At 65.0% G+C, this 18,160-nt stretch carries 17 protein-coding genes and 1 tRNA gene; 4 read left to right on the top strand and 14 right to left on the bottom strand.

From position 1 onward, the window contains the following. Positions 1-97: 97 nt before the first annotated feature. Positions 98-174, bottom strand: a tRNA-Arg gene (locus tag EPD66_RS14605). Positions 175-258: 84 nt separating this feature from the next. Next, entirely contained in the window at positions 259-450 is a 192-nt protein-coding gene (locus EPD66_RS14600; protein WP_142849258.1) for a hypothetical protein, read from the bottom strand. A 14-nt stretch (positions 451-464) separates the two neighbouring features. Between EPD66_RS14600 and EPD66_RS14595 the strand changes: the two genes are divergently transcribed. After that, a complete protein-coding gene (locus tag EPD66_RS14595) occupies positions 465-1,562 on the top strand; it encodes a hypothetical protein (RefSeq protein ID WP_142849257.1) in 1,098 nt (365 codons plus the stop codon). Positions 1,563-1,634: 72 nt separating this feature from the next. On the opposite strand, the gene EPD66_RS14590 is transcribed toward EPD66_RS14595, so the two are convergent. After that, entirely contained in the window at positions 1,635-3,227 is a 1,593-nt protein-coding gene (locus EPD66_RS14590) for a gamma-glutamyltransferase family protein (RefSeq protein WP_142849256.1), read from the bottom strand. A gap of 177 nt (positions 3,228-3,404) precedes the next feature. Here EPD66_RS14590 and gpt point away from each other — a divergent pair, with 177 nt between their 5' ends. After that, positions 3,405-3,875 (top strand): xanthine phosphoribosyltransferase, encoded by a 471-nt coding sequence (gene gpt / locus EPD66_RS14585; protein WP_255448506.1) that lies wholly within the window; start codon positions 3,405-3,407, stop codon positions 3,873-3,875. A gap of 64 nt (positions 3,876-3,939) precedes the next feature. Here the strand turns inward: gpt and panC are convergent, their stop codons facing one another. The 11 genes from panC to ccoN form a co-directional block, all read right to left on the bottom strand. Then, complete coding sequence (gene panC / locus EPD66_RS14580) at positions 3,940-4,815, bottom strand: pantoate--beta-alanine ligase (RefSeq protein ID WP_142849355.1); 876 nt, start codon at positions 4,813-4,815, stop codon at positions 3,940-3,942. Between the two features lie 12 nt (positions 4,816-4,827). Further along, positions 4,828-5,649 (bottom strand): 3-methyl-2-oxobutanoate hydroxymethyltransferase, encoded by an 822-nt coding sequence (gene panB / locus EPD66_RS14575; RefSeq protein WP_142849254.1) that lies wholly within the window; start codon positions 5,647-5,649, stop codon positions 4,828-4,830. Positions 5,650-5,704: 55 nt separating this feature from the next. Then, positions 5,705-6,445, bottom strand: a complete 741-nt coding sequence (locus EPD66_RS14570) for a cyclic nucleotide-binding domain-containing protein (RefSeq protein WP_142849253.1) — start codon at positions 6,443-6,445, stop codon at positions 5,705-5,707. Between the two features lie 74 nt (positions 6,446-6,519). Next, positions 6,520-6,678 carry a cbb3-type cytochrome oxidase assembly protein CcoS gene (gene ccoS, locus EPD66_RS14565; protein WP_142849252.1) on the bottom strand — a complete coding sequence of 53 codons (159 nt, stop codon included), beginning with the start codon at positions 6,676-6,678 and terminating at the stop codon, positions 6,520-6,522. Then, positions 6,675-9,011, bottom strand: a complete 2,337-nt coding sequence (locus EPD66_RS14560; RefSeq protein WP_142849251.1) for a heavy metal translocating P-type ATPase metal-binding domain-containing protein — start codon at positions 9,009-9,011, stop codon at positions 6,675-6,677. The genes ccoS and EPD66_RS14560 overlap by 4 nt, the downstream gene beginning before the upstream one ends. Positions 9,012-9,054: 43 nt before the next feature. Further along, complete coding sequence (locus tag EPD66_RS14555; protein ID WP_142849354.1) at positions 9,055-9,582, bottom strand: FixH family protein; 528 nt, start codon at positions 9,580-9,582, stop codon at positions 9,055-9,057. Positions 9,583-9,587: 5 nt separating this feature from the next. Next, positions 9,588-11,069 carry a cytochrome c oxidase accessory protein CcoG gene (gene ccoG / locus EPD66_RS14550; protein WP_142849250.1) on the bottom strand — a complete coding sequence of 494 codons (1,482 nt, stop codon included), beginning with the start codon at positions 11,067-11,069 and terminating at the stop codon, positions 9,588-9,590. A 300-nt stretch (positions 11,070-11,369) separates the two neighbouring features. Beyond that, positions 11,370-12,236: a cytochrome-c oxidase, cbb3-type subunit III gene (gene ccoP, locus EPD66_RS14545; RefSeq protein WP_142849249.1), complete on the bottom strand. Its 867-nt coding sequence runs from the start codon at positions 12,234-12,236 to the stop codon at positions 11,370-11,372. After that, a complete protein-coding gene (locus tag EPD66_RS14540; protein WP_142849248.1) occupies positions 12,236-12,403 on the bottom strand; it encodes a cbb3-type cytochrome c oxidase subunit 3 in 168 nt (55 codons plus the stop codon). Before EPD66_RS14540 ends, ccoP begins: the two co-directional genes overlap by 1 nt. A 9-nt stretch (positions 12,404-12,412) precedes the next feature. Next, positions 12,413-13,153: a cytochrome-c oxidase, cbb3-type subunit II gene (gene ccoO, locus EPD66_RS14535; RefSeq protein ID WP_142849247.1), complete on the bottom strand. Its 741-nt coding sequence runs from the start codon at positions 13,151-13,153 to the stop codon at positions 12,413-12,415. 12 nt (positions 13,154-13,165) lie between these two features. Beyond that, positions 13,166-14,641, bottom strand: coding sequence for a cytochrome-c oxidase, cbb3-type subunit I (gene ccoN / locus EPD66_RS14530; protein ID WP_142849246.1), 1,476 nt, complete (start codon positions 14,639-14,641; stop codon positions 13,166-13,168). A gap of 329 nt (positions 14,642-14,970) precedes the next feature. Here ccoN and EPD66_RS14525 point away from each other — a divergent pair, with 329 nt between their 5' ends. After that, positions 14,971-16,176, top strand: coding sequence for a class I SAM-dependent rRNA methyltransferase (locus EPD66_RS14525; RefSeq protein ID WP_142849245.1), 1,206 nt, complete (start codon positions 14,971-14,973; stop codon positions 16,174-16,176). Positions 16,177-16,309: 133 nt separating this feature from the next. Next, positions 16,310-17,986 (top strand): methyl-accepting chemotaxis protein, encoded by a 1,677-nt coding sequence (locus EPD66_RS14520; RefSeq protein ID WP_185961424.1) that lies wholly within the window; start codon positions 16,310-16,312, stop codon positions 17,984-17,986. Positions 17,987-18,160 lie beyond the last annotated feature (174 nt).

Genomic DNA, 18,160 nt, shown 5'->3' with positions numbered 1-18,160 from the left:
CCTCTTCTCTTTCCGGAAATCCGGCCCAGAAACGACGAAGCCCCGCCAGTGGCGGGGCTATCGTGGGGCCTCCTGCTCTGCCCGAGCAGAAGAAGAGTGGCGCACCCGGAAGGACTCGAACCTCCAACCCCCAGATTCGTAGTCTGGTGCTCTATCCAGTTGAGCTACGGGTGCTTTCTCGTTAGCGGCGTCAGCGCCGCCGTTGAGGTGGCGGAACTTACTGGAACCCCCACCCCTGTGCAAGCAGAAACTTTCGTCTCATGTCACTTTTTTTTCGCCGCTGCCCGAAGCCACATTTCGGCCAAAGGTCTTAACCAAAAGCGGCTTGTCCGGGAATTGACCTTTGGGGTAAACTCCCCCCACAATTTGCATGGTCGGATTACCGAAAATGCAGGTTGTCGTGCATTGATAACCGTCCCAGACGCCGAGTGCCTGCTCGAACCGGATCAAGGTAACCTGTCCTGATGGCCTTCAAGAAGACCCACGCCGCAGTCATGAGCGCGGTCCTGTTCGCAGGCGGTTGCTCCTTCGCCGAAGATGTGTTGCGCCCCCGGCCGGGTGATGACCTGACCGGCCGTCCGGCTGTCGAGGTGGTTCCCAGCCAAGTTGCCTCGAGCAATGGCGCGACCATTTCCGAAATGGCCTCCACCGGCACCTTCGTCGGCCAAAAGGTTTCTTCCCTGCGCAACGACCTGCAGCAGCTGCAAGAGACCCTGGCCCGCCACAACCAACAGCTGGTCGACATCCGCAACCAGACGACCGAGGATAGCCAGCGCTACCACGGCACCGTCGCGGCGGTGAACGCCCGCCTGCAGGTCGGCACCACGCCCGGCAACCCGATCCTGGTGCAGCAGTGGAATGTGGCGCAGAGCGAGCTGGACCAGATCAATGCCGACGTGCTGCAGATGAACCAGCTGGCCAACGAGGTCACCTCGTCCTCGGCCCTGGCCGCCTATCTGCTGGAAAGCGTGCGCGCCGCCCGCGCCCTGTCGGGTGCGGTCGAGGAAGACCACCGCCAGCTGCGCGTCCTGGAAGACGAAACCAACCGCACCATCGTGATGATCGAGCGGTTGCTGACCGAATTGTCCCAGGACATCTCGCGCCAGCAGCAATATGTCGCCAACGAGCGCAACAACCTGAACACCCTGGCCGTGGCCATCAAGAACGGCCAGCTCTACGGCACCAGCCTGGCTCTCTCCGCCGCCTCGGCCGCCGCCGGTTCCGAAGCCGCGGCCCAGCAATTCGGCCAGGCCGGCACCTCGGACCGCCCGCTGGTGGTGATCCGCTTCGACCAGCCCAACGTAAATTACGAGACGCCGCTCTACAACGCGGTGAAGAGCGCGCTGGACCGTCGTCCCTCGACCGTCTTCGACGTGGTCGCCGTGGCCCCCACCGCCGGAACTCCGGGCGGGGCCGCGCTCAGCACCACCGCCGCCCGCCGCAATGCCGAGGCGGTGGTCCGCTCGCTCAACAATATGGGCCTGCCGTCCAACCGCATCCGCCTGTCCGCCATCACCAGCAGCGGCGCCCAGTCCGGCGAAGTCCACATCTTCGCCCGCTGATCGAGGTCTTACAGAAAAAAGCCCCGCTCTTTCGAGCGGGGCTTTTTTGTTTCCGGGCAGGAGCCTTGCGGATCAGAAGGCGGCCACGGCGCCGTCCGAGCGGGGGTCGGACGCCCCTTCCAGCAGGCCTGATTCATGGCGCACGATCGCCCCGGCATGGCCCATCAGGCTGTCGAAGGCAGGGATCACCTCGACCGCATGCCCGGCGCGGCGCAGGGCCTCGATCACCGCCGGGTCGAAGCGGTCTTCCAGCTTCAGATCGCTGGTGGGCTTGCCCCAGCTGCGCCCCAGGGCCCAGCGCGGCGCGGTGACGGCCCGCTGCAAATCCTGCCCGAACATGGCATAGCGGGTGAAGATGGCGGCCTGGGTCTGCGGCTGGGCGTCGCCGCCCATCGAGCCATAGACCATGACGCGCCCATCGCGCAGCCGCGCCATGGCCGGGTTGAGGGTATGGAACGGCTTGCGGCCCGGACGCAGGAAATTCTGCGCGTCCTCCTCCAGGCGGAAGCTGAGGCCGCGATTCTGCAGCAGGATGCCCGTCTGCCCCAGCATGACCCCGGACCCGAAGCCGTAATACAGGCTTTGGATGAAGCTGACCGCCCGTCCCTGGCCGTCGATCACGCCCAGCCACACGGTATCGCCGTCCTGCGCCCGATGGGGCCAGGGCTGCGCCTGCTTGGGCGGAATGGAGGCCGCCATGCGGTCGAGCAAGGCATCACTGAGATAGGTGGTCGAATGGATGGCCATATAGGCCGGGTCGGTAACATGGGTGTTACGCACGACGAAGGCCTGCTTGGTGGCCTCGACGATGCCGTGGATATGGGCGAAGCCTTCCGCCTCCTTGACGCCCAGGCGGTCGAACAGGCCCAGGATCATCAGCGAAGCCAGGCCCTGGGTCGGCGGCTGGAGGTTCCAGACCGTTCCGGCCGAGATATTGATCGACAGCGGACGGCGGCGGATCGAACGATGGCGGGCGTAATCGCCCCCGCTCACCGGGCAGCCCAACCCCTGCATCTCGGCCGCCATGGCCCGCGCCACACCGCCGCGATAGAAATCATCCAGCCCGAACTGGGCGAGGCTTTCCAGCGTTTCGGCCAGGGCGGGCAGCTTCATCCGGCTGCCGGCCTTGGGCACTTCTCCGTCGGGAAGGAAATGCTCGGCGAAATTCGGCTGCTGGCGCAGGGAATCGAGATTACGCGCCGCCGCGTCCACCTGCTGCTGGGTGATCGCGAAGCCGTTGCGGGCATACCAGATCGCTTCTTCGAGCAGCCGCGCCAGCGGAATGCGTCCGCCCCAGCGGGTACTGATGTCCAGGGCCGCCTGCCAGCCCGACACGGTTCCCGCCACGGTATTGGCCGCCAGGGGGCCATGGACAGGAACGGCGGACAGTCCCGCCTGACGATACAGTTCCGGCGTCGCATTGGCGCCCGCCGCGCCCGAAGCGTCGATGGAAACGGGCATGATCGCGTTGGGTTCGGAGATCAGCCAGAATCCGTCCCCGCCCAACCCATTCATATGGGGATAGACCACCGAGAGGGTGGCCGCGGCGGCGATGGCGGCCTCGATGGCATTGCCCCCTTCGCGCAGCACCGCCAGACCGGCCTGGGAAGCAAGATGATGAGGCGCGGTAACCATGCCGCGAAGCGCCGTAGGAGTATTCAGCATTCCGTCCTACTTTAATGGTCCAGCCGAATTCTCCCTTATCCGAAGGCTTCCGTAAAGTCTGACGGGCTGTAAATTGAGTCGGAACTCGGCGGATGCTACGCATGAAAGTGCAACGGGCCATTGCAGCCACCGGGCAGTTTCTGGTAAATGCCTCGCTTTCCGCCAGGGAGGGTTTCCGTGAACCACCATGACTACACCGCCGCCAAGTCGCTGCCGCTGAGCTGGGAGGATATCCACCGCGATACCCACCGTCTCGCCGATAAGATTTCCGGCCTTGGCCCGTTCAAAGGCATCGTCGCCGTCGCCCGCGGCGGCCTGGTCCCCGCCTGCATCATGGCCCGGATCCTGAACCTGCGCCTGGTGGAAACCATCTGCATCGCCTCCTACGACGACCGCACCCAGGGCGCGGTGTCGGTGCTGAAGGGCCTGAGCGAGGACGGCGAAGGCTGGCTGGTCGTGGACGATCTGGTCGATAGCGGCGTCACCGCCCGCGAGATCAAGAAGATGATGCCCAAATGCCACTACGCCACCGTCTATGCCAAGCCCCAGGGCCGGCCGGACGCCGATACGGTAGTGGTGGATGTCGGCCAGGACGTCTGGCTGGTCTTCCCCTGGGACGTCGATCCCGCCGACCGCCGCCCGGCCTGAGAAAGCCCTGTTCCCGCCAGCGCGGGAATGACGGAACAAGGAAGGGGCAAGCCCCTTCCTTCCTCTATTCGTATTCGGCGGCAGCCACCGCGACATTGTCGATCAGCCGCGCCCGGCCCAGACGGGCGGCGGCAAGCAGGCGGCCGGGCCTCTCGGCGCGCGCCAGCGGCTCCAGATTGTCCGCCGCACGCAATTCCAGATAATCCACCGATTCGAAACCGGCGGCGACAAGCGCGGCCTTGGCGTTGTCCAGCAGCGGCGTGGTTCCGGCACCGGCGGCCAGATCCGCCGCAGTCTCCGACAGGATCCGGTAGAGGGCGGGGGCGACCGAGCGTTCCTCGGCCGAGAGATAGGCATTGCGCGAGGACATGGCCAAGCCGTCGGCTTCGCGCATCGTCGGCTCGCCCTGGATCTCGACCGGGATGTCGAGATCGCGGACGACGCGGCGGATGACCTGCAATTGCTGCCAATCCTTCTCGCCGAACAGCGCCAGGTCCGGCAGGGCCTGGAGCAGCAGCTTGGTCACCACCGTGGCCACGCCGTCGAAATGGCCGGGGCGGACCGCGCCGCACAGGCCTTCGCTGACGCCGCTGACCGAAATATTGGTGGCGAAACCCGCCGGATACATCTCTTCCACCGCCGGTGCATAGAGCAAGTCGCATCCCACCGAGGCCAGGGCGGCGGCATCCTGGGCCTCCTGGCGCGGATAGACGGAGAAATCCTCGGCCGGTCCGAATTGCCTGGGATTGACGAAGATGCTCACCACCACGCGGTCGGCCCGGCTCTGGGCGAAGCGCACCAGGGAAAGATGACCCTGATGCAGGGCGCCCATGGTGGGCACCAGGGCGACGCGCTGCCCTTCGCGGCGCCAGGCACGGACGCGGGCGCGCAGGTCGGACGTATTACGGACGATGGAAAGCGGAGCCGAGGAGGCGTTCATCACGATGGTCTCTTACTTCTTGACGCCGAAGCAGTGTTCGGGGCCGGGGAAGCTGCGCGCGCGCACTTCCTCCGCATAGCTGGCGGCGGCCTGGGAGACGAGTTCCCCCAGATTGGCGTAGCGTTTGACGAATTTCGGCTGGAACTCGGCGAACAGGCCGAGGATATCCTCGCTCACCAGCACCTGGCCGTCGCAGGCAGGCGAGGCGCCGATGCCGATGGTGGGAATGCTGATCTCGGCGGTCAGGGCGCGGGCCAAGGGCTCGACCGTGCCTTCGACCACCACGCTGAAGGCGCCGGCCTCGGCGACGGCCAGGCTATCGGCGCGAATCTGGGCCGCTTCCTCCTCCGCCCGGCCATGGGCGCGGAAGCCGCCTGCAGTATGGACGGCCTGGGGACGCAGGCCGACATGGGCCATGACCGGAATGCCGCGCTCGACCAGGAAGCGGATGGTTTCGGCCATCTCCACCCCGCCTTCCAGCTTGACCGCCGCACAGCCCGTCTCCCGCATGATCCGGGCGGCGTTGCGGAAGGCCTGTTCCTTGCTTTCCTGATAGCTGCCGAACGGCATGTCCACGACGACGCAGGCCCGGCGCGAGCCGCGCATGACCGCCTTGCCGTGCTCGATCATCATGTCCAGCGTGACGCCCAGGGTGGTGTCCATGCCATAGAGCACCATCCCCAGGGAATCGCCCACCAGTAGAAGATCCACATGAGGATCGAGGAACCCTGCCATCGGCGCCGTATAGGCGGTCAGGCAGACCACCGGCTCGCCCCCTTTTCGGGCTCGGATATCGCGGGTGGAGATACGCTTCGTCGTGACCTGAGTGCTCACTCTTTCCTCCCTCGTGGCGAGCGAGCCTTCCTTTTGGCGCGTGGCGCGGCGGAAATCAACCGCCCTCGGCAATCTGCCGCAACAGCTCCGGCTGACGCATCACCACATGCCCCAAATCAGGGAGGCCGATGATGTTCTCTTTCTTGAACTGGGTCAGGACGCGGCTCACCGTCTCGATCGTCAGCCCAAGATAATCCGCGATGTCGGACCGGCTCATGGACAGGGGGAGGCTGGGGCCGGTACGGCCGCGCTTCTCGCAGCGTTCGGCCAGCATGATCAGGAAGGACGCCACCTTCTCTCGCGCCGTCTTGCGGCCCAGCAGCAGCATCTGATCCTGCGCCGAGGCCAGTTCGGCGATGGTCAGCTTCAGCAAGCGCTTTTCCAGCGTCGGCACTTCCTCCAGCAGGCCTTCCAGCTTGCGGCGGGGGAAGCGGCACAGCGTCACCGGCGTCACCGCCTCGGCGGTATAGGCATAGCCGCCGCCCAGCGGCAGGCCGAAGAAATCGCCCGGGAACATGAAGGCCGTGATCTGCCGCCGTCCGTCCGACAGCAGCTTGTACAGCTTCACCGTCCCCGCACCGACGGAATAGAGGTGCAGCGCCGGGTCTCCCTCGCGGAAGATGGTGTCGTGGGCCGGCAAATGGGTCTGGCCCAGTATCGAGGACAGGCGGCGGATGTCGCCCTGGGTCAGGCCGGAACAGAAAGCCAGATCCCCGAGATCACAATGATCGCAGGGTTGCGCAGCAGGACAGCCCTCTGCCTTGTCGCGGTCGATGATGTGATCGTATGGAGCCATTGCGTCGCCTATCCGGTGGCGCTTTCCGCGCCACATTAGTCCCTTCGTCTAGCCCAAGTCCAGTGTTGCCAAAGCTAGCCCTGGCGCGGTCGGTCGTCGTCGTCGAACAGGATGCGATTGGCCGCTCCGTCCAGGTCGTCGAACTGGCCCGAACGTAGCGACCACAAGAAGGCTGCCAGTCCCAGGGCGCCCAGGATCAGCGCGACGGGAATCAGCAACAGCAGGTTGGTCATAGGGTCTTCCTCCGCGACAGGCGCATGGCATTGGCGATCACCACCAGCGAAGAGGTCGACATGGCAATAGCGGCGATCAGCGGTGTCACCAGCCCGGCGACGGCGATCGGAATGGTGCCCACATTATATAGGAAGGAAAGACCGAAATTCTGCTTCACCAGGCGCCCCGATTTCTCCGCGACCTCGATCGCTTCGAGCACCGGGCCGAGGCGATGGCCCTGGAACACCACGTCGGCGGTGTTCTGGCTGACATCGGCGGCCGTCGAGGGCGACATCGAGACATCCGCCGCCGCCAGGGCCGGGGCATCGTTCAGCCCGTCGCCGACCATGAAGACATGCCGGCCCTCGGCGGCCAGTTCGGCCAGGCGGGCGCATTTGTCGGCGGGCGTGCAGGCGGCGCGCCAGCGTTCGATACCCAGGCTGGCCGCGACCCGGGCAACCGTGGCCTCGCGGTCGCCCGACAGCAATTCCACCTTCAGGCCGCGCTTGCGCAAGGCGGACACCACCTCGGCCGCATCCTGGCGCAGTTGGTCCTGGAAGGCGAAGCGCACCGGCTTGCGGTTGGGACGCTCGAACCACAATTCCGGCCCCTGGGCGGTATCGTCCTCGGCCACGCCCAGCCAGCGGCGGCTGCCCAGGCGCAGGTCGCCCGCCTTGAGGCCGCAGCCGGGCACTTCCTCGACATTCGCCGCCACCGCCACTTCGGGCGCCTGGCGCACCAGGGCGCGGGCCAGGGGATGCTTGCTGGCCATCGCCAGGGCGGCGGCCTCGGCCAGATCCTCCTTGCTCCAGGCGCCGTCCTCCAGCAATTCCGGCTGTCCGAGCGTCAGCGTGCCGGTCTTGTCGAAGACCACCGTATCGATCAGGGCCAGACGTTCCAGCGCGGTCGCCGATTTCAGCAGGATGCCCTGGCGCATCAGCCGCCCGCTGGCGATGACCTGGACCACCGGCACGGCCAGAGCCAGGGCGCAGGGACAGGTGATGATTAGCACGGCGACGGCATAAAGCAGCGCCGTCTGCCATTCGATCGTGCTGAACATTACCCAGCCCAGGAAGGTCAGCGCCGCTAGGCTGTGGACGACGGGGGCATAACCGCGCGCAACGCGGTCGGCGACGGCGATGTATTTCGCCCGCCCCTGCTCCGCCGTTTCCATCATGCGCACGATCTCGGCCAGCAGCGTTCGCTCGCCCACCGCCGAGACCTTGATGCGCAAGGGCGCCAGCAGGTTCAGCGTTCCGGCGAAGACGCGGTCGCCCACCCGCACCGTGCCGGGCATGGTTTCGCCGCTGATCAGGCTGGTATCGATATCCGAGGCGCCCTCGATCACCACGCCGTCGACGCCGATGCGCTCGCCCGCCGCCACCAGGGCGGTCATGCCCTCCTCCACCTTGTGGGGCGGCAGCAATTGGCGCGAGCCGTCCTCGGACAGCACGGTGACGGCCACCGCCGACAGGCCGACCAATTCCTCGGCCGCCGACCGGGCGCGGCCACGGGCGCGGCTGTCGAGATAGCGGCCCACCAGCAGGAAGAACAGCAGGGTGATGGCCGAATCGAAATAGGCATGGGGGCCGTCGCGCATGGTCTCGAACAGACTCATGGCCGAGGCCAGGGTGACGCCGATAGTGATCGGCACGTCCATGTTGGTCCGCCCCGAACGCAGGGCATTGACCGCCGAGCGGAAGAAGGGACGCACGCAATAGACCGTCGCCGGCAGTGCGATCAGGGCGGAAATCCAGTGGAAGAGCGAGCGCGTGGCCCAGTCCATGCCGCTGAAATGGCCGGCCCAGACCGATACCGACAGCAGCATCACATTGGCGGCGGCAAAGCCCGCCACGGCCATGCAGCGCAGCAATTCCTGCTCGTTGCGGATGGTCTCGGCCCCCAGCTGGGCCGGATCGTAGGGGATCAGGCGGTAGCCCACCTGCAGCACCGGCGCGACGATCTCCTCCGGCGTCGTCTCCTCGGGATTCCAGCGCAGCACCAAGCGGCGGGTGGTCATGTTGACGCGGGCCGAACGCACGCCCTTCTGGCGCGACAGCAGGCTTTCGATCAGCCAGATACAGGCCGCGCAATGCACCCCCTCGACCATCAGGTGAAGTTCGGCGCTGCCGTTTTCCGCCTGCCGCACATGGACCGAATAATCGGGCGCCAGGGCATCGTCATCCGGACGAAGGGGACGCACCGTGGGATCGATGCTCCGCCACTCGTAATAGCGCGACAGCCCCACCCCCTGCAGCAGTGAATGGGCCGCCGCGCAACCCCGGCAGCAGAATTGCGGTCCCACCGGGCTGCTGGCAGGGACCTCGGAACCGCAGTGCTGACAACTTTCCATTACGCCCCGGACTTCGTGATGCGTCGTATTGCTGGCGTCCGCCTCAGCGCACGATGACGCGCGTGACCAACTGATGCTGCTCTTCGCCGCGCGAACCGATCAGGCGCAATTCCCATTGCCCGTACAGCGGCAGTTCGACCGGTGCCACATAACGGCCTTCGCCCACATGGGTCAGGACCCGGCTGACGTCGTAACCTTCCGCCGTAGGGCGGAACAGAAGGGCATTCACCGTCAGGTCCGACAGCGGCTGTCCGTCGCGATCGAGGAAGGTCGCCGAGACTTCGGCGAAGCGCGACTGCTGCTCGGCAGAAGTCGGGGGCGAGGCCTCGACCCCGAACTCCACCTGCCAGCCCCGCTGGCGCTGAATCTCCGCCGCGGCCAGGGTCTTGTTATAGGCCAGCCCGTCTTCGAAGGCCTGGGTCGTCGTCAGGCCGGTGAAGGTGGAACTGGCGTAATAGAACATGATCCCGTTCACCCCAACCACCACGGCGAATCCCGCAACGAAGATATAGGGATACCACCAGCCGGGCTTGCGGGGCTGTTTCGTCGTGCCGTTCACGGTTTGATTCATGCTGCTCACTGTCTGGGTCCTGCGAAAAGAGACTTGCTCAGGGTGCTGTGGCCATCCGGATCCGTCAGTTCGAAATACAGATCGGTGGTCCGGCCGTTCAGCGCGGAAGGCGGCGCGGTGACATAGATGCGGAAGTTGCCGATGGTGTCGGGATTGACGGGCAGGCGGATGGCGGCATCGGGGCTGTCGGGCGAATCGATGCCGATGACCGAGACCGTGGCGCCCTCCAGATTCTTCACCCGCAGGGTATAGACCCGCTCCTCGCGCACCATGTTGAGGATCTTGTAGGTATAGGCGTTGCGGATGTTGCCGTCGGAAAGCTGCACGTAAAGCGGGCTGCGTTCGTGCTGGATGCTGACTTCGGTGGTGTCGCGCGTCGCCAGGACGAAGGCCATCAAAGACCCAACCACCAGCAGCAGCACCGCATAGGCCACCGTGCGCGGACGCACCCACTTGACCTTGGCCACCGGCCGGCCCTGTTCGCGCGCCAACTGATTGGTGGCCGAGTCGAAGCGGATCAGGTCGCGCGGCAGGTTGAAGCGGTCCATCACGCTGTTGCAGGCATCGATGCACAGGCCGCAGCCGATACAGCCCATCTGCGAGCCTTCGCGGATATCGATGCCGGTGGGGCAAACCTGCACGCACATGCGGCAGTCGACGCAATGGCCGCGCCCCTCGAAGCCGGTATCTTTCTTGGCGAAACCGCGCGGCTCGCCGCGCCATTCCTCATAGGTGACGATCATCGAATGCTCGTCCACCATCGCCGCCTGGAAACGCGGCCAGGGGCACATATAAAGGCAGACCTGTTCGCGCGCCCAGCCTGCCAGCAGATAGGTCGTCGAGGTGAAGATGGCGAGGAAGGTATAGACGCCCCATCCGGCCTGGCCGGTCACGATCTCGCCGATCACCGTCATGGCGTCGTTGAAATACAGCACGAAGGCGCCGCCGGTCAGCAGGGCGATCACCATCCAGACACTGTGCTTGCCCAGCTTGCGCAGCAGCTTATTGGCATTCCAGGGCTGGCGATCAAGCTTGATGCGCTCGTTGCGGTCGCCCTCGAACTTGCGCTCGACCCAGATGAACAGGTCGGTCCAAACAGTCTGCGGGCAGGTGAAGCCGCACCAGACGCGGCCCAGCAGGGCGGTCGCCAGGAACAGGCCGATGGCGCCCATGATCAGCAGACCGGTGAGGTAATAGACCTCCTGCGGCCAGATTTCGATCATGAAGAAATAGGCCCGCCGGCCGACCATATCGATCAGAACGGCCTGGTCCGGCGCGTCCGGCCCCCGGTCCCAACGCAGGAACGGCACCAGATAGTAAAGCGCGAGAAGCACCCCCACCAAGACGGTCTTCATTGACCGGAAACGGCCCTTGACCGTGCGCGGGTACACCTTTTCATAGGCGTATAGCGGCACTTTCTCCGGCTCTTCGGGCTTCTTGCTGGACGCCGGGCTGCTGCCGACAGCGGCTTCCTTGACTGTAGCCATTGCTGCCTAGTTCCTAGAATTGTTTGGGAAATGCGGGCAGTCTAGCGACCGGGCTCACGCCACGCCCGGCCAAGAACGCATATCTGACATGCAGCATCCGCATGACTGACTCCGCCTCTCTCCCCCCTCTTATATATCCTTTAAGGACAGGGTGCATTACCGGAGTCGGCGAATCCCTACGCGATTTGGGGGCAAATTGAAAAAACCTCGCCGCGGCAACGATTTTCCGGCCCTCTCCTCATGAAAAAAGCGCGGAACGGTCGCCCGTTCCGCGCCTTTAGAAGCGACGCTTCAGCCGGCTTATTCGCCGCCGCCCAGCGAGTGGACGTAGACGGTCAGCAGCTTGATGTCGTTTTCGCTCATGCGCAGGCCCCAGGCCGGCATGCTGCCATGCCGGGGATTGGTGATCTGAGCGACCACGCCCTCCTTGGTGCCGTTGAAGAGCCACAGATTGTTGTTCAGCGGCGGAGCCCCCAGTTCGCGCATGCCGGAGCCGTCATCCATGTGGCAGGCGGCACAGTTCTCGAGATAGATCTCTTCACCGTTCCTGGCCGCCGCCGCATCGGTGGCATTGCCCGAGAGCGACAGCACGTATTCGGCCACCAGGTTGATTTCCTGGGTGGACAGGATGCCGTCGCGGCCGAAGGCCGGCATTTCGCCGATGCGGGCCTCGTCGGTCTCGTTCCGCACGCCATGAGTGATGGTGTACTGGATGTCCTCGAGCGAACCGCCCCAGATCCACTGGTCGTCCACCAGCGCCGGATAACCAAAGGCGCCGACGCCGCCCGCGCCGTGGCAGGGAGCGCAGTTCTCGCCGAACAAAGCACGGCCGCCGGCCATGGCATAAGTCAGCAGCTCACGGTCCGCAGCGATCTCTTCGACCGAAGCGTTGGTGAAGCGGCCTTCCCAGCTGGCGCGGGCCTCGCGGGCCTTCTCCATCTCGCCGACCAGCTGGCCGCGCGAGCTGTAGCCGAAAGCACCCTTGGTATAGGAATTGAGGGTCGGCCAGGCGGGATAAACGAACCAGTAGCCCACCGACCACAGGATGCAGGCGAAGAACACATAGACCCACCACTTCGGAATGGGCGTGTTCAGTTCCTTGATGCCGTCCCACTCATGACCAGTCGTATCCTGGCCACTGACGTGGTCCTTTTCCACAGAAGCCATTATCGGCGCTCCTCGTCATCATCATCCCTCAAGGGCATGTCGCCGTAGCGTTCGAGCCGGTCCTTGTTGCGCGGCCAGAATGCGTAGGCGACGATCCCGAGGAAGAGAATCATCAGCCAAAGCCCCCAGAGGGAGCGGAAGAACTCGGATAGAGCTTGGAGATCCACTCCGCCCCCTTAGCGCTGTGCCTGCGAGGCATCGAAGGTCGAGAAATCGACCAGCGTACCCAGCATCTGCAGGTAAGCAACGAGAGCATCCATCTCGGTGATCTGCGACGTACCACCGAAGTTATCGACACGGACATTGGACTGACGCGCATCGGCGTAGCGAGCGATCAGGCCGGAGCTATCCGCATCGGGGTCGGCCTGGGCTTCCAGGTCGGCCTTGGCATTGGCGATGTCCTCGTCGGTATAGGGAACGCCGACAATCCGCAGGGTGCGCAGATGGTCGCCGATATCGTCATATTTCAGCGGCCGCATCAGATGGGCATAGCTCGGCATGATCGAACCCGGCACGACTTCGCGCGGATCGATCAGGTGACGGACATGCCATTCGTTCGAATACTTGCCGCCCACGCGCGCCAGATCGGGGCCGGTACGCTTCGAGCCCCACTGGAACGGATGGTCGTACTTGGATTCGGCCGCCAGGCTGTAATGGCCATAGCGTTCGACCTCGTCACGGAACGGACGGATCATCTGGCTGTGGCAGTTGTAGCAGCCTTCCTTGATGTAGATGTTGCGGCCCGCCAGCTCGAGAGGGGTGTAGGGCCGCATGCCCTGCACCTTCTCGATAGTGGACTGGATGGTGAAGAGCGGGATGATTTCCACCAGGCCGCCGATGATGACCGTCACGAGCATGCCGATCAGCAACAGGGCGACGTTGGTTTCCAGCTTCTTGTGTTTCTTGACCAAAGACATGGATCGCTCTCCTTAACCGCGCGCTGCCACGGCGGCCGTGGTCTCGTACGGGGCTTCCTTACGGACGTCGCCGCGGATGGTCCGGAAGAAGTTGTAGACCATGACCAGGGCGCCAGCGAGGAAGAGGACGCCACCAATGCCGCGGATCACGTAGTACGGATGCATGGCCTCGACGGTCTCGATGAAGGAGTACTGCAGGAAGCCGTACTCGTCATAGGCGCGCCACATCAGGCCCTGCATGATCCCCGAGATCCACATCGCGGTGATGTAGAGAAGGATGCCCAGGGTCGCGATCCAGAAGTGCAGGCTGACCAAGCGCATGGAGTAGAGCGACTTGCGCTTCCACAGCACGGGCACCAGGTAGTACAGGGCGCCGAAGCTGATGAAGGCAACCCAGCCCAGGGCGCCGGAATGCACGTGGCCGACGGTCCAGTCGGTGTAATGCGACAGCGAGTTGACCGACTTGATCGACATCATCGGACCTTCGAAGGTCGCCATGCCGTAGAAGGCCACCGCCGTGACCAGGAAGCGCATCACCGGGTCGGTGCGCAGCTTGTCCCAGGCACCAGACAGGGTCATCAGGCCGTTGATCATGCCACCCCAGGACGGCATCCACAGCATCACCGAGAAGGTCATGCCCAGGGTCTGCGCCCAATCCGGCAGCGCGGTGTAGTGCAGGTGGTGCGGGCCGGCCCAGATATAGAGGAAGATCAGGGCCCAGAAGTGCACGATCGACAGGCGGTAGGAATAGACCGGGCGATTGGCGCGCTTCGGGATGAAGTAGTACATGATCCCGAGGAAGCCGGCGGTCAGGAAGAAGCCCACCGCGTTATGGCCGTACCACCACTGGATCAGCGCATCCTGGACGCCCGAGAACAGGCCGTAGCTCTTCATGCCGAAGAGGGACACCGGCACCGCCAGGTTGTTGCCCAGGTGCAGCATGGCCACGGTGACCATGAAGCCCAGGTAGAACCAGTTGGCGACGTAGATGTGGGGCTCTTCGCGCTTCAGCAGCGTACCGACGAAGGCGGTGATATAGGCCACCCACACGATCGTCAGCCACAGGTCGACGATCCATTCGGGTTCCGCGTATTCCTTACCGTCGGTGTAGCCCAGCACGTAGCTGAGCGCCGCCAGGACGATGAAGAGCTGATATCCCCAGAAGATGAAGTTCGCCAGCCCCCTGCCACCGAACAGCGAAGCCCGGCAGGTGCGCTGCACCACGTAGAAAGAGGTGCCGATCAGCACGTTGCCGCCGAACGCAAAGATCACGGCGGAGGTATGAACGGGACGCAAGCGACCGAAAGAGGTCCACTCGAGGCCCAGGTTCAAGACCGGATAGGCCAGCTGGAAGGCAATGTAAACGCCTGCCAGAAAGCCGACGATGCCCCAGAAGGTCGCCGCCAGGACGAACTTCTTGATGACATCTTCATAATAGACAGGCGCCGCGGCCCGCTGGGCTCCGTGCGCCATGGTCGCTTGGGTCATGCCGAACTCCTGTTTCGACCAAAATGTTTGTGGGCGGCCCATTCCGCCCTGCCGCCTGATGCCGCCGTCGGGTCGTTTTCGCCCCCTCCCGCCATGCGGCGCGGCAAGACTACCTTCCTCCAAAGCACTATGCCCCGAAGGCCGAGTCCAGGTTCGCCGGAATATGCCGGAGTGGCAGCCCCCGGCCATTGATCCAGATCAAAACCATACAAGTTTTAGAGAGATGGACCACCCCCTATCCAAAAGAGGGAACCTACTCTGAAATTAGACTAAAGAAAAAGCTGCTTCTTCGCTTGCCCCCTTTGCTCGCCACGCTAGACTGCGCCCCCATGAACAACCTCCAAGACAGCCTCTCCCGTCCGCGTGTCACCTTTCAGTCCGGCCGCTCGAAACGGTTGCGCACCGGTCATCCCTGGGCTTTTTCAAACGAAGTCCAGATGACGCCCGAAGCCAAGGCCCTGCCGCCGGGCAGCCTCGTCACGCTGATGGATGCCGGCGGCCAGACCCTGGGCGTCGCCAGCTTCAATCCGCATTCGCTGATCGCCGCCCGGCTGATCGACCGCGACGCCGAGCAGATTATCGACCGCGACTATCTGGTCCGGCGCCTGCGCGCCGCCCTTTCCCTGCGCGAGACGCTGTTTGCCGCTCCTCATTACCGCCTGATCCATTCCGAGGCCGACGGCCTGCCCGGCTTGGTGGCCGACCGCTACGGGGATGTGCTGGCCCTGCAGATCAACACGGCGGGGATGGAGCTGCTGCTGCCCCTGCTGCTCGACGCCCTGGACGAAGTGCTGTCGCCGCGCGCCGTGGTCCTCCGCAACGACAGCCCGGTGCGCAAGCTCGAAGGGCTGGAGCTTTATCACAAGGTGGCACGGGGAGAATTGTCCGGCCCGGTGGAACTGGTCGAGAACGGCGCCCGCTTCCTGGCCGACCTGACCGAGGGGCAGAAGACCGGCTGGTTCTTCGACCAGCGCGACAACCGCGCCTATGCCGCCCGCTTCGCCGGCAGGCGCCGGGTCATCGACTTCTACACCTATGCGGGGGGCTTCGCCGTCCAGGCGGCGCTGGGCGGTGCCTCGGAAGTGATCGCCGTGGACCGTTCGGAAAGCTCGCTCGCCCTGGCCGAGGCCTCCGCCCGGCTGAACGGCGTCGCCGAACGCTGCCGCTTCGAGCGGGCCGAGGCCTTCGGCGAGATGACCCGGCTGGCCGCCGCCGGCGAACGCTTCGGCCTGGTCATCGCCGATCCGCCGGCCTTCGTCAAATCCAGGAAGGATCTTGCCGCGGGCGCCAAAGGCTACCGCAAGATGGCCCGCCTCTGCGCCCCGCTGGTCGAACCCGGCGGCTTCCTGCTGGCCGCCTCCTGCTCCCACCACATGGCCCCGGACGCCTTCGCCGAGGAAATCCGCCAGGGCCTGTTCTCGGCGGGCCGCACCGGACGCATCCTGCGCGTCTCGGGCGCGGGTCCGGACCACCCCCTGCATCCCTTCCTGCCGGAATCGGCCTACCTTAAGGCTCTCTTCATCCAGTTGGATTAGGCTCCGCGGGAACCGGAAAAAGCCTCACCCCGGTTCCCGCCCCGCCTGCATGCCCCATGCAATCACAGTAGAGAACGCTAATACCTTCGTTTAAGGTATTAGCGATCGGCTAATGTCGCCTGGAAACCGCCTGATGAGCCTCTTCCGCAAGCTTCGCCTGACCACCAAGATCGCCGCCATCGCCATCGCCGGCCTGCTGGGCCTGGCGGCCGCCACGACCGTCACCGTCACCCTGACGCTGCAAAGCGAATTGGGGGAGATGGCCGTGGAAAAGCAGAATTCCAGCATGGCCGTGGCCTGGGCCCTGCTCAAACGCCTGGGTAGCGAGTTCCGCATCGAGGGCGACAAGTTCTATGCCGGAGACGTGCCCCTGAATGGCGATTACCGGGTGGTGGACGAGGTCGCCGAGCTGATGGGCGGGGTGGCGACCATTTTCATGCGCGACACCCGCATCGCCACCAACATCAAGCATGACGACGGCAGCCGCGCCGTCGGCACCAAGCTGGCCCCCGGCCCCGTCTACGACACGGTGCTGGGCGCCCGCAAACCCTATCGCGGCGAAGCCGATATCCTGGGCCAGCCCTATTACGTCGCCTATGACCCGATCCTGTCGCGCTCCGGCGAGGTGATCGGCGTCCTGTTCGTCGGCCTGCCGCGCGCCGATTTCATCGCCATCGTCAACAACATCCTGTGGAAGACGGCGCTGGTCGTCGTGCTGTCCACCCTGGCCATCGGCGCGGTGGTCATCCTCTTCCTGCGCCGCAACTTCGCCATCCTGGGCAAGATGCAGGCCGTCATGGCCCGCCTGTCCGGCCGCGACACCGACGTCTCCATCGAAGGCACCGAGCGCGGCGACGAGATCGGCGAGATGGCCCGCGCCCTGCAGGTCTTCCGCGACAATATCGTCGCCGCCGACCGCCTGGCCCAGGAACAGGAGGCCGAGCGCCAGGCCCGCGAGGAACGCGCCCGCCGCATCGAATTGCTGACCCAGGATTTCGACGGCAAGGCCGCCCGCGCCCTGGAGACCGTCGCCTCCGCCGCCACCGAGTTGCGCGCCACGGCGTCCAGCATGTCCGGCACCGCCGACCTCACCGCCCAGCGCTCGACCAATGTCGCCGGGGCGGCCGAACAGGCCACCGCCAATGTCCAGGCCGTGGCCACCGCCGCCGAGGAGCTGTCCGCCTCGATCGGCGAGATCGCGCGCCAGGTCGCCCATTCCAGCACCATCTCGACCAGTGCCGCCGAACAGGCCACCCGGACGGACCAGATCGTGCGCAGCCTGTCCGATGCCGCCGACCGCATCGGCCAAGTAGTGGGCCTGATCACCGACATCGCCAGCCAGACCAACCTGCTGGCGCTGAACGCCACCATCGAAGCGGCGCGCGCCGGGGAAGCCGGAAAAGGCTTCGCCGTCGTCGCCAACGAGGTGAAGAGCCTCGCCAACCAGACCTCCAAGGCGACCGAGGAGATCGCCGCCCAGATCGGCGGCGTCCAGGACTCGACCCGTCAGGCGGTGGAGGCCATCAGCGCCATCGGCCAGACCATCGCCGAAATCAATACCATCGCCGGCACCATCGCCGCTGCCGTCGAGCAGCAGAGCGCCGCCACGCAGGAAATCTCGCGCAACGTCCAGCAGACCGCCGCCGGCACCGCCGACGTCACGGTCAATATCGTCGCCGTGACCCAGGCGGCCACAGAAACCCAGGAAGCCTCGGTCCAGGTGCTGAACGCCGCTCAGGAACTCTCGCAGCAGGCTGAAACCATCCGCAGCCTGGTCGCCCGCTTCCTCGGCGACGTGCGGACGGCGTAAGGGAGAGTTGCGTTACGCAGGGCGCGCGTATTCATGCTTCGAGACGCCCCTGCGGGGCTCCTCAGCATGGAGACCTTTGCGCGGGGGAGGATCGGCCTTTTAGGTGGCAAATCGAGGCTGCTTTGCCCTTAAAAAAACCGCCGCCAGAGCTTGATCTCTGGCGGCGGTCTACGT

Origin of the sequence: Telmatospirillum sp. J64-1 (assembly GCF_006980715.1) — a bacterium.
Taxonomy (GTDB): Bacteria; Pseudomonadota; Alphaproteobacteria; order Rhodospirillales; family Magnetospirillaceae; genus Oleiliquidispirillum; species Oleiliquidispirillum nitrogeniifigens.
Note: the sequence above shows the minus strand (reverse complement) of the source record. Positions and strands in the feature narration are given on the sequence as shown.

Bases quoted from the DNA above. Each gene is read 5' to 3' on its own strand.
- ccoP (WP_142849249.1), bottom strand. From the start codon at position 12,236: ATGGCTTCTGTGGAAAAGGACCACGTCAGTGGCCAGGATACGACTGGT.
- panC (WP_142849355.1), bottom strand. From the start codon at position 4,815: ATGAACGCCTCCTCGGCTCCGCTTTCCATCGTCCGTAATACGTCCGAC.
- EPD66_RS14560 (WP_142849251.1), bottom strand. From the start codon at position 9,011: ATGGAAAGTTGTCAGCACTGCGGTTCCGAGGTCCCTGCCAGCAGCCCG.
- EPD66_RS14520 (WP_185961424.1), top strand. From the start codon at position 16,310: ATGAGCCTCTTCCGCAAGCTTCGCCTGACCACCAAGATCGCCGCCATC.
- EPD66_RS14525 (WP_142849245.1), top strand. From the start codon at position 14,971: ATGAACAACCTCCAAGACAGCCTCTCCCGTCCGCGTGTCACCTTTCAG.
- ccoN (WP_142849246.1), bottom strand. From the start codon at position 14,641: ATGACCCAAGCGACCATGGCGCACGGAGCCCAGCGGGCCGCGGCGCCT.
- ccoS (WP_142849252.1), bottom strand. From the start codon at position 6,678: ATGACCAACCTGCTGTTGCTGATTCCCGTCGCGCTGATCCTGGGCGCC.
- ccoG (WP_142849250.1), bottom strand. From the start codon at position 11,069: ATGGCTACAGTCAAGGAAGCCGCTGTCGGCAGCAGCCCGGCGTCCAGC.
- EPD66_RS14590 (WP_142849256.1), bottom strand. From the start codon at position 3,227: ATGCTGAATACTCCTACGGCGCTTCGCGGCATGGTTACCGCGCCTCAT.
- ccoO (WP_142849247.1), bottom strand. From the start codon at position 13,153: ATGTCTTTGGTCAAGAAACACAAGAAGCTGGAAACCAACGTCGCCCTG.
- EPD66_RS14555 (WP_142849354.1), bottom strand. From the start codon at position 9,582: ATGAATCAAACCGTGAACGGCACGACGAAACAGCCCCGCAAGCCCGGC.
- EPD66_RS14595 (WP_142849257.1), top strand. From the start codon at position 465: ATGGCCTTCAAGAAGACCCACGCCGCAGTCATGAGCGCGGTCCTGTTC.
- EPD66_RS14570 (WP_142849253.1), bottom strand. From the start codon at position 6,445: ATGGCTCCATACGATCACATCATCGACCGCGACAAGGCAGAGGGCTGT.